General features: G+C 47.9%; 9 protein-coding genes and 1 pseudogene. 2 read left to right on the top strand and 8 right to left on the bottom strand.

Annotated features, from left to right (window positions below):
* Positions 1-798, top strand: a pseudogene (locus AB3351_RS20070) (hypothetical protein); the annotation flags it as partial.
* A gap of 62 nt (positions 799-860) precedes the next feature.
* The gene (locus tag AB3351_RS20065; RefSeq protein ID WP_371148940.1) at positions 861-1853 is read left to right on the top strand and encodes a phosphotransferase; all 993 of its coding nucleotides are present in this window, start codon (positions 861-863) and stop codon (positions 1851-1853) included.
* A 104-nt stretch (positions 1854-1957) separates the two neighbouring features.
* Here AB3351_RS20065 and AB3351_RS20060 read toward each other — a convergent pair whose 3' ends face one another.
* The 8 genes from AB3351_RS20060 to AB3351_RS20025 all read right to left on the bottom strand — a co-directional run bounded on the left by AB3351_RS20060 (position 1958) and on the right by AB3351_RS20025 (position 9807).
* Positions 1958-2518, bottom strand: a complete 561-nt coding sequence (locus AB3351_RS20060) for a hypothetical protein (RefSeq protein ID WP_371148939.1) — start codon at positions 2516-2518, stop codon at positions 1958-1960.
* 176 nt (positions 2519-2694) lie between these two features.
* Complete coding sequence (pheA, locus tag AB3351_RS20055) at positions 2695-3579, bottom strand: prephenate dehydratase (RefSeq protein ID WP_371148938.1); 885 nt, start codon at positions 3577-3579, stop codon at positions 2695-2697.
* Between the two features lie 5 nt (positions 3580-3584).
* The gene (thrB, locus tag AB3351_RS20050) at positions 3585-4526 is read right to left on the bottom strand and encodes a homoserine kinase (RefSeq protein WP_371148937.1); all 942 of its coding nucleotides are present in this window, start codon (positions 4524-4526) and stop codon (positions 3585-3587) included.
* Between the two features lies 1 nt (position 4527).
* Positions 4528-5586: a threonine synthase gene (gene thrC / locus AB3351_RS20045; protein ID WP_371148936.1), complete on the bottom strand. Its 1059-nt coding sequence runs from the start codon at positions 5584-5586 to the stop codon at positions 4528-4530.
* On the bottom strand, positions 5586-6890 hold the full coding sequence (locus AB3351_RS20040) for a homoserine dehydrogenase (RefSeq protein WP_371148935.1): 1305 nt from the start codon (positions 6888-6890) through the stop codon (positions 5586-5588). The genes thrC and AB3351_RS20040 overlap by 1 nt, the downstream gene beginning before the upstream one ends.
* Positions 6891-6963: 73 nt before the next feature.
* Positions 6964-7410, bottom strand: coding sequence for an ACT domain-containing protein (locus tag AB3351_RS20035; protein ID WP_371148934.1), 447 nt, complete (start codon positions 7408-7410; stop codon positions 6964-6966).
* 170 nt (positions 7411-7580) lie between these two features.
* A complete protein-coding gene (locus AB3351_RS20030) occupies positions 7581-9263 on the bottom strand; it encodes a DUF4179 domain-containing protein (protein ID WP_371148933.1) in 1683 nt (560 codons plus the stop codon).
* Positions 9244-9807 carry an RNA polymerase sigma factor gene (locus AB3351_RS20025; RefSeq protein WP_371148932.1) on the bottom strand — a complete coding sequence of 188 codons (564 nt, stop codon included), beginning with the start codon at positions 9805-9807 and terminating at the stop codon, positions 9244-9246. The genes AB3351_RS20030 and AB3351_RS20025 overlap by 20 nt, the downstream gene beginning before the upstream one ends.
* Positions 9808-9851 lie beyond the last annotated feature (44 nt).

The following is a 9851-nucleotide window of genomic DNA, read 5'->3' as shown; positions in this document are numbered from 1 at the left end:
CCCATGCCTAATATGCAGATGCCTATGATGCCTACGATGCCTGAGATGCAGGCGCAGCAACCCATGCCTAATATGCAGATGCCTATGATGCCTACGATGCCTGAGATGCAGGCGCAGCAACCCATGCCTAATATGCAGATGCCTATGATGCCTACGATGCCTGAGATGCAGGCGCAGCAACCCATGCCTAATATGCAGATGCCTATGATGCCTACGATGCCTGAGATGCAGGCGCAGCAACCCATGCCTAATATGCAGATGCCTATAATGCCGCCTCATCCTATGTTCATGCATCCGATCATGGTATGTCCGCCTTTTCCAATGCCGCCAACTCCGCCTCATATGATGCCGTATGCAATGCCGAACGTAGAAACTCCCTGCATGATGAAAGAGAAAAAGAAAGAAAAAGTGAAATATAAAAAGAAAAAGGGAGAAGCAGGATGCGAATCCTCTATGCACGGCGACTCATCGATGATGCCTCACATGATGCCGCATGCAATGCCGAACATACAGCTTCCTATGCAATCGGCCATGCCGGAATCAGCGATGCCGAACATGCCGCTACCAATGCCGCATTATGGCAGCATGCCCTATGGTATGCAAGAAGGATATCCGAAAGCAACGTCGAATCTTATGAATCCGTATATGCACTCTCCTATGATGCAGGGCAATCCCTACACCGCTCCTCAAGGGTACGGATTTCCGCAGGCACCATACGGAATGCCGGTGCAACCGGGCCATAAAGACAGCTGCGGCTGCCGTGATAGCAGCACCGCTTCCGGCTTACCACACTACTAATTGTCCGGGCGGGCTCCAAGAAGTCCGCCCTTTTCTACGCCATCTACGACAGGAGGAGGCTTATGAGCCAAGAGTTAGCCGCCGCAATTGAGAATATATACCACTGCCGCGTACTGCGCTGTAAGCCGAAACGTACCGTATGGCTCTGTGATACCGATCGTGGGAATTGGGTAGTCAAGGGGTATGATGACTTCAATAAAGCGGCCTGGGTTACACACCTCTCCCATACGCTTCATCAACGAGGATTTACAGATGTAGTACAGTACGTGCCAACGATCCAGCATGTACCTGTTTTTAAATGGAACGACCAATACATGACAGCGATGAAACGTCTGCCGGGCCGAGAAGGCAGCTTTTTTCATCGAAATGATATTGTACACTCACTTACAAAGCTTGCAGAATTCCACTTATACAGCGCCCACATAGCAGGTGGGCCGCCGCCGGAGCAGGGCGTTCCCCTCATTGTGAAATGGAAGAAACGCTATCAATCTTTTCTGCAAATCTATCATCAGGTTCAAAATGGCGATGCGCGGCACGGCCGTCTGGCCCATCTTGTACGGAACGGAGCACCTGCTATCCTGCAGGAAGCCGACTATGTGTTGGATGTGGCAAGGAATTCGTCACTACCTGCTGAATACAACCGTTCTTTCTATCAGCAGCATGTCACACATAAAGACGTAGCGAGCCACAACTTTCTCTTAAGCGGTACACGAACATCTATTATTGACCTGGATACAGCAGCTTATGACACACCGCTAGTGGATATCATTCAACTCATCAACCGTGCGCTTGTTTTGCAAGAGTGGAAGCTATCCGTATTCAACGAAGCGGTTGAGGCGTACCGACGCATCCGCCCACTTTCGGAAGAACAGGTTGCCCTCATCTTTCTTATGCTGCGCTTTCCCGATAACTTCATGCGAGAAGTCACTGGCGTATTTGAGAAAAGACGCAATTACCAGGCAAGCCGCGTAGAATATTATCTGTCTATCATTATGAAGAACTGGGGACGTCGAGAGCGTTTCTTTAAGGGCTACGAACATTTTTTATATGCCTAGTCAAGTCATGCTACAGCGTACGGAGCATATACAGAATGACAAAACGGGTGCAGAACCATATCGTATGGCTTTGCACCCGTTCAATATAATAAATGATTCAAACATTACTCGGCGCTCGCTTCTTCTGTACTCAATACAACGGAGGGCGAATCATCGGGTTGCAGATCGTCCGACTGCCCAATACTCTCCTGTGTAGAAATGCTGGTTTTATCTCTTTCTACCGTTACCATTTGCTGCTGAAGTTTTTGCTCTGTCTGTGGTAATGGAGCTACCGCTATGGCATTCGTAGCTGTCATGTCTTCTTCGCCATGTGCACGCTTGGCAACCAAAGCAGCTTTCTTTGGATCATTATGCTTTGCATGTAGGATTTTTTTCTTTTCTGGCCTGCTTTTTGTTTTTTCTTTCATTTGCATAAATTCATCTAATGTTTGATGGAGCGGAACGCGGGTTACGATCATATCACGTTCATAAGCAGACAGCCGTTGTGTATCACGATACACGGAGCTTGATTGGACTGTCTCTGCTTCTCTCGTCAACAGCGCCCGTCCCTCCGGTGGAATCTCTGCTTCTAGCACACTACTCTGCTTTGGTATGGTCCAATACCATATGGCACTACTTGTCACGGCCCCTAACACGATGCCTAGAAAGACCCCTTTTATATACATCGTAACCGTTCCTTTCTTCTCTTTCCGTCACTTTATACACACGTTGTTGTTCCTTACACCTTTTTTTCATATTTGAAACACAACCTATCGGCTACAAGTCTTATTTATGAATGCCTGTATATTTACACACTAAAAAAGAACGGGCCTATGGCACCGCTCTTTTTTGTATAGCTTTATTATGGACGAGCCGAAACTTCCGCTCCATCCCGCTGCTTAATGAAAATCGGATACGTCCCGAGAAAACGAATCTGACAGCCCAGTGCTTCCATCTCAGCAAACGCGCCCGGCATCAATACATCATCCATCTGCTGCTCAATATCAATTACAAAGTGATAATTGCCAAGACCCGTTTTCGTCGGTCGGGATTCAATGCGTGATAGATTCAGACGCCGCCAGGAAAAAGCCGCCAGTACTTGATGCAGCGCCCCCGGAAAATCAGATGGGAGCGTAACGAGAATCGTCGTCTTATGCTTTTCTGCCTCCGGAAGCGCAAGCGGACCTTCACCCACCACGATAAAGCGAGTAAAATTGTTCTCCGCATCCTCAATGCTTTTATGCAGCAGCATAACAGGGTAAGACTGCACGGCCTGCATAGCCGAAATGGCTACCCACGGCTCCTCAGGATGTTCACTGACAAGGCGGGCTGCTTCAGCCGTACTGCTTACGTATTCAATCTCTGCATGAGCCAGGTGATCGCGCAGAAAACCATGGCACTGTGCAATTGCCTGGGGATGGGACAGCACTTTTTTAACATCAGTAAGCGCGATGGGCTGCTCACGCTTTGCACTGACTAACTGGTGCGAAATAGGAATGATCAATTCACTCAAAATCGGCAAATCAATCTTATGAATAATCCAATCGAGCGTTAGGTTGACGGACCCTTCCAGCGAATTCTCCCAGGGAACAACCGCATAATCGACCTTCCCGGACGCTGCCGCTTCCAGACAATCGGGAATGGTACGGTACGGCTGGAATGCGTCATTATCTCCTCGAAAAATCATGCGCGCTGCTTCTTCTGTATTTGTGCCGCGCGGCCCTAAGAATGCGAACGTTCTCTCCATAATTTTTAACTCCTTTGTTCCGTCACACCGGAGAAACAATGTTCCACCTGCGCCCCCGCCTCATCCGGTACAAGATGCACAACCGTACATCCAATGCCATGCTCTGCTAACGTTCCGACCATGAACGACTTTAGCTCATCTGTTGGATTACGTCTATCAATCAAAGCAATGATAGTCGGACCAGCTCCCGACAGCGCAGCACCTATGGCGCCATGCTCATGCGCTTCGGCGAGAATTTTCTCTAGACCCGGCACAAGCGAGACGCGGTATGGCTGATGCAATACATCCTTCATCGCTGTGTGCAGAAGACGTAGATTGCCTGTAGCTAATGCGCCAACAAGCACACCGGTATGGCTTGATGTATATACAACATCCTGCCTGCTGTACATAGACGGCAGGACACCGCGCGCCTTCTCTGTTGACAGCATGAATTCCGGAATTACAGCAATGGCTTCTAAATGTTCAGGGACCGGCAGGCGCACATAGGGAACGCGGCCTGCATCCATCAGCGCTACAACGATGCCACCAAAAAACGAAGCTCCTACATTATCTGGGTGTCCCTCTTCTTCCGTTGCAATCTCATACAGCTCATCTGTGGTAAATGGCTTTCCGGCCAATTCATTAGCCGCTATTAACGCACCGACGATTGCGGAAGCGCTGCTTCCAAGTCCTCTCGTCAATGGAATATCCGATGTCACATCCATCGTAAGTTCAGGTACGGCAAGGCCGGCTTTCTCAAACACGCGTGCCGCGAGCTGATAGATAAGATTGCTCTTATCCATAGGAATGCCGGAAAGGTTTGGGCCATGCAGGCGAATCTCCGTGGCATCCGCTACTTCTAACACGAGGGTCGTATAGAGTTGGAAAGCCATGCCGATCGTATCAAACCCAGGCCCAAGGTTGGCCGTGCTGGCCGGTACTTTTACTTTTACCTTTCCGTTCCGCATTTTACACACCAGCTCTCTCGGCGATGATGTTAAGCACTGCTTCTTCTGTACTCTCTACGACAACCGGTTCTACACCGACCGATTTCAGTGCAATGTTCGGATCTTTCAATCCGTTCCCCGTCAGTACGCATACAACCTGCTTACCAGCCGGAATACGACCTAGCTTACGCATTTTCATAACACCGGCAAGCGATGCGGCAGAAGCCGGTTCAGCGAAGATGCCTTCGCTTGCTGCCAGCTTACGGTACGCTTCCACAATCTCATCGTCTGTAACAAAATCAATATGTCCATCGGACTCATCCCGGGCGTTTAACGCCAAATCCCAGCTGGCTGGGTTACCGATACGAATCGCAGTCGCCAGCGTCTCCGGCTGCTCAATTGGCTCACCCTTCACAAGCGCTGCCGCCCCTTCCGCTTCAAAGCCGAACATGCGCGGCTTGCTCTTAATCACTCCTGCTTCATAGTATTCTTTAAACCCTTTCCAGTATGCAGAAATATTTCCTGCATTGCCTACCGGAATAGCAAGAATGTCCGGAGCCTTACCTAGTGAATCACAGATTTCGAATGCTGCGGTCTTCTGACCTTCCAGACGATATGGATTAACTGAGTTCACCAGTGTAATCGGGTGCTTCTCACAAATATCCCGTACAATTGTAAGCGCCTGATCGAAGTTACCTTCAATCGCAATAATCTCCGCACCGTAAATCATGGCCTGAGCCAATTTACCAAGTGCAATGTTATTGTTCGGAATCAATACAATACAGCGCAGGTTTGCCCGTGCAGCATACGCCGCTGCTGCTGCTGAGGTATTTCCGGTAGAGGCGCACATGATTGTATGACTTCCTTCTTCCACAGCCTTGGCTACTGCCATAACCATGCCGCGGTCTTTGAATGACCCGGTCGGATTCAATCCTTCGTATTTGAAATAGATCTCCAAATCCAATTCTTCCGATAATTTTGGTGCAAAAATTAACGGGGTATCCCCCTCATGCAATGTTAACCGGGGTGTTTTCTCTGTTACCGGTAATTGTTTTGCGTAGCGTTCAATGATGCCAGCCATTATTTTTCCTCCCCACCTTCTACTCGATACAGGCTTTTTACTTCATGGATGCTCTCTAGGGCTGCAAACTGATCGCGCACAGCGAATATATTTTTGCGTGATGCATCATGCGTAATCAGAATGATTTCCGACTGCTTGCCTCCGTTATACGGCTGCTGCAGGACTTGTTCTAAGCTTACATCATGATTGGCGAGAATGCGAGTGATTTGCGCAAGCACACCGCGGCGATCATCGACAATTAGACGCAGGAAATATTTCGAGACGATTTGTTCATCCGTCTTGAGGTGCTTCTCCTTATACGGTGCCACACTGCCTCGTCCGTTCACTCCAAGCTTCATATTCTTCACGACCGTTACAAGGTCAGATACAACTGCGGTCGCTGTCGGCAGCTCTCCTGCTCCCGGACCGTAGAACATTGTCTCCCCTACCGCTTCCCCGTGTACATAGACCGCATTGAATACACCATTGACCGATGCAAGCGGATGGGTGTGATGCACAAGTGTAGGCTGTACGCTCACTTCAATTACATCATCATCGCGCTGGGCAATGCCAAGCAATTTGATCTCGTATCCGAGTTTTTTCGCATACGCAATGTCTTCTGCAGTGACTTTGGAAATGCCTTTGCAGTCTACATCTTCAAGGCTCATATCCACATGGAAGCCCAGCGTACCCAGAATTGCCATCTTCCGTGCGGCATCATGTCCTTCTACATCAGCCGTCGGATCTGATTCCGCATAGCCGAGCTCCTGCGCCTCTTTCAGTACTTCTTCATAAGCAGCGCCTTCCTTGCTCATCTTCGTCATAATGTAGTTGGTCGTACCGTTGACAATCCCCATCATCTTAGTAATACGATCAGATGAGAACCCTTCTACCAATGCACGAAGGATCGGAATCCCGCCCGCTACGCTGGCCTCATAGAAGACGTCACAGCCCATTTTTTGTGCTGTTGACAGAATTTCAGCACCGTGCAGTGCCATCAAATCTTTATTGGCTGTCACGATATGCTTTCCATTCTCCAACGCTTGAATGATATACTCCCTTGTAGGATGAATTCCGCCAATCACTTCAACGATGACATCAATATCCGGATTACTAAAGAGCTCTGCCGCATCAGTCGTAACAATATCGGGATCTAACTGTAAGCTGCGCGTCTTCTCTATATCTTTAACAAGCACTTTTGCGATCTCAATCGAAAGCCCTGTCTGCTTCTGCAAATCCTCCTGGTGTCCTTGCACAATGCGTACAACGCCTGTGCCAACTGTACCTAGCCCCATAAGACCTACTCTGACTGTATTATTCTGCATTCTCATCTCTCCTCGATAGTCATCTGTGTATTTGTTTTAATTTATTGATAAAATAAAAATACTAACCGTTTGCTTACCCCCTGCCGACAATAACCGCTCGCTTCACACCCGCGAGCGCATTCAGCTCGTCAAGAAATTCTGTTGTGGACATACTCAGATGTCCGGTATCAATCGACATTGCTACATTTGCCATACCTTGCAGCGGAATGGTCTGATTAATGGTAAGAATATTACCACCTCGTTCCGCTACGAATTTTAGAACATTAGACAAAATACCTGCCTGATGATCAAGATTCAACGACACGGTAATAATCACTTCGCGCATCATGGAATTGAATGGAAAAATACTGTCTTTGTACTTGTAGTATGCGCTTCGGCTGAGGCCTACACGTTCGACCGCTTCATTTACCGTCTCCGCCTCTCCTGAGTCAATCAACTTCTTGGCTTCAAGGGTTTTGCTAATCGATTCAGGCAAAATATCGGCCCGTATTAAGTAGAGCAGTTCTTCTTGCTTTCCCATACCGTCCTCCAGAAACAAACAAATGTTTATGTATAGTGGACATTATACTTGTTTTCCTTTTGTTATACAAGAGATACTTGTTTATTTTTCAAACATTTTTCTATTATATTGTCCACATACAAGAAACAGGAACTCGGCTATACGAATCCCTGTTTCTTTAAGACAATTATTTACTTACTGGCCGTGACGGAAATCTCGGTTTTCCAATTCACATCCGTATGACGCTTCATCACTCGCTCAAGCTTCAATGTTAGCTTTTCTGGCTTATGCTTCATTCCGTACATGTGCAGTGTGCCTTTAAACTTACGGTTTCCAGAGGCATCCGGATCCTCTTCATCCCCAGACATCATGACTTTATACGTTTTTCCCTGTTCGTCTACCACACTCCAATTGAATAGCGTGCCTGTATCTTTTGTCAGCATCCCTTCGACCTCAATGATTGCATGCGTATCATTTTGAAGAAACGGCGGTGACTTTTTCAGATCCCATTCGCTGTTTATTGTAAAGTCTTTCACTGAGATAACATTGCCTTTATACGATCCTCCCACTTCCTTGCTACGCGCTTCATCCGGTGAGAAAGAGAGGCTAAAGTCAGCCGCTTCCTCTATATCCACAGCATCCAATATAAACGTTAAACGTTTGGCATCCTGAAAAGGGACAAATCCGTCTTTCCATACAGTGCGGCCAGACAATTCATGCATGCCCGTCGATTCAATATTATTTCTCTCATGCTCACGGGAATGATGCACTGGTCCCGACTTCCCGGCTACGACACGGCCGGACTCGTCAATGATTCGATAGGAGATACCGTATGCTCCCTCAATTAATGTATGCGTCTCCCCTTCTATCAATCCCTTAGACTGCCCCTTTTTAATCATCTCGCTTAGCTGTGCGCGAAGGGAAGGGGATAGGCTGGTTACAAGCTCCACCTGCGTTTTAGTCGGTGCAAAAAGCAATTGGGATAGTACAATATTTACGCCTTGAGGTGTCTCATGACGCTGATTCACCTGTACGGTGCGCGTAGCCTCCATCCCTTTCTTCATCTCTACCGGAATCTGCAAATTCCACTTCCCTTCCTTGCCCCCAATCCCTGCGATACCGCCTACACGGGTAAGATCAAAATGTACGACAACTTTCTCAGGAAAGCTTTTTTCCGGCTGAAATGTCATAATTCCGTACGGATCATTACGACTCCAGCTTGATGAATCTGCCAGTTTATTGCCAGCAGTATCTGTAATGTATACGCGATTTCTATTATCAAATCGTTCTTCAAAATAAGGATCGAGATGCCCGCCTCCTTCTTTTTCAAGCATGTACGAGAGGGCGATGCGCGTAGGATCGGCGACTACTTCCAATACACGCAGCGTAGTTCCCTTGTCGCTTATATGGTAATCACCACGCTGCACAAATCCGTTTTCCCCTGCAAGCTGTAATCCCCCATCGATCATCTGATTGCCCCGATTAAAAATAGAGTTCGATAAATAGGATGCAAAGGATGGAGAAACGGAAGCGGCAAGCGATATCGCTAGTACGGTACCAGCCGCCGCATATGCCCATCTTCTCCATCTTCTTTTCTTCATCGATTTTGGTGCTGGCGGCGGTTGTTCGATCTCCGGCACATCCGATGATACAGGATAGGGGACAAGCTGTGACATGACTTCTTCTGTAAACGAATCCGGAAGGACAGGCGCACGAAGCGCTTTCGTAATCGCTTCTTTTTCTGCCATACAATGAGCATAGAGCTTCTCGCATACGCGGCAGTTGAGAATATGTGTATCTACCATGATTTTCTCCCGGCCTTCTGTCTCCCCCTCAATATGGCGGCTCATCTGTTCATACTCCATACATTTCATGTAGATTCCCTCCTGTCTCCGTATCAAGCAGCATGTCACGCAGCTTCTTCTTTGCCCGGTGCAGATGCGTCTGTACCGTCGGCAGCGGAAGTGCAAGAACGTCCGCGATCTCTTTATAGCTCAATTCGTCAATATAACGCAGGAGGAGCACAAGTCCGTACTTCTTTGGTAAGCGGGCGATATATCCCATAAGTTCATCTGCCTGTTCTTTATGTAGATAAATGTGTTCTGGGCTTGTATGATCAATATGCTCTTCTTCCTGCTCGCTGAGTATCTCCTGTTTTCGCTTGCGCCACGTATCATGACAGCTATTGATTGCGATTTTATAAATCCATGAGGAGAACTTTTTCTCCGGGTGGTAGCCTGCCAGATGACGATAGGCTTTAATAAAAGTCTCCTGCGTAATATCCTGCGCGTCCTGTGGAGATGCACCCATACCAAGCAGAAGTGCATATACTTTGTTCTTATATCGATTCACCAGATGGGCATATGCTTCTTGTTCACCACGAAGCACACGGGCAACCCACTCCCTTTCCTCTTCCATTCTGTCCCCTCCTATGAAACGGGCGCTCCAAAGCTTCTTGTTTT

It is taken from the genome of Aneurinibacillus sp. REN35 (assembly GCF_041379945.2).
Lineage (GTDB): Bacteria > Bacillota > Bacilli > Aneurinibacillales > Aneurinibacillaceae > Aneurinibacillus.
The sequence above is the reverse complement of the archived record's forward strand: the minus strand, read 5'-3'. Positions and strand labels throughout refer to the sequence as shown.